The sequence below is a fragment of the Cupriavidus basilensis OR16 genome (assembly GCF_000243095.1).
Lineage (GTDB): Bacteria > Pseudomonadota > Gammaproteobacteria > Burkholderiales > Burkholderiaceae > Cupriavidus > Cupriavidus basilensis_D.
Genome location: NZ_AHJE01000291.1, coordinates 1 through 658, shown reverse-complemented (window position 1 = coordinate 658; position 658 = coordinate 1). Strand labels below are relative to the sequence as shown.

The window sequence follows — 658 nt, the reverse complement described above, 5'->3', positions numbered from 1 at the left end:
CAGTCCACGGCCTTCTGGATCTGTTCCTCCATCGTCACTGCGATGTCTTCCGGGAAGTCGGACGGCATCCATTCCGGCGCATACGGGGCGACGGTGATGACCACCTTCTGCTGGTTCTCGGGGTGCAACGAGTCGTCGAGGAATTGCATGGTTTGTTTCCTTCAGGATCTGGTTGGGTACGGGCTCCACTGTAGGTCGCCGGTCCGGTAGACTCTTTCGTTCAGGCGCCAAATTTTTTCGTTTTGGCGCCACCCCGGGGAATCCCCTAGGATGCCGTGAGAGGATCCCCCGGCAACCCGATGCAGTGCACTGGAGCGCAAAGTGACGGAACCGATGGTTCGGGCAAGAGCCTTGAGCGGCTATCTGCAGGTAGCCAGGAGGTTTGGGCTTGCCCCCCAGGAATTGCTGCGGCAGGTAGGGCTCGACGCCACAGTCTTGGCCGATCTGCAGCGACGCATTCCTATTTCGGCTGTCTGCCAGTTGCTGGAAGCGGCCTCGATCGGCGCGAAATGCCCGACATTCGGCCTACAGATGGCCGACACGCGTCAGCCATTCGACTTCGGCGTACTTGATCTGTTGCTGTCGCACAAGCGAACCCTGCGCGAGTTGCTCCTGGCGGCCGTGCAATATCGGCACCTTCTCAATGAAGCGCTGGCGA

General features: G+C 60.2%; 1 protein-coding gene and 1 pseudogene. One reads left to right on the top strand and one right to left on the bottom strand.

Going from position 1 to position 658, the window contains the following annotated elements:
• Positions 1-149, bottom strand: a pseudogene (locus tag OR16_RS43290) (3-keto-5-aminohexanoate cleavage protein); the annotation flags it as partial.
• A 202-nt stretch (positions 150-351) separates the two neighbouring features.
• Here OR16_RS43290 and OR16_RS38775 point away from each other — a divergent pair.
• On the top strand, positions 352-658 hold a 307-nt coding region (locus OR16_RS38775; RefSeq protein ID WP_237717403.1), incomplete at its 3' end, for an AraC family transcriptional regulator ligand-binding domain-containing protein.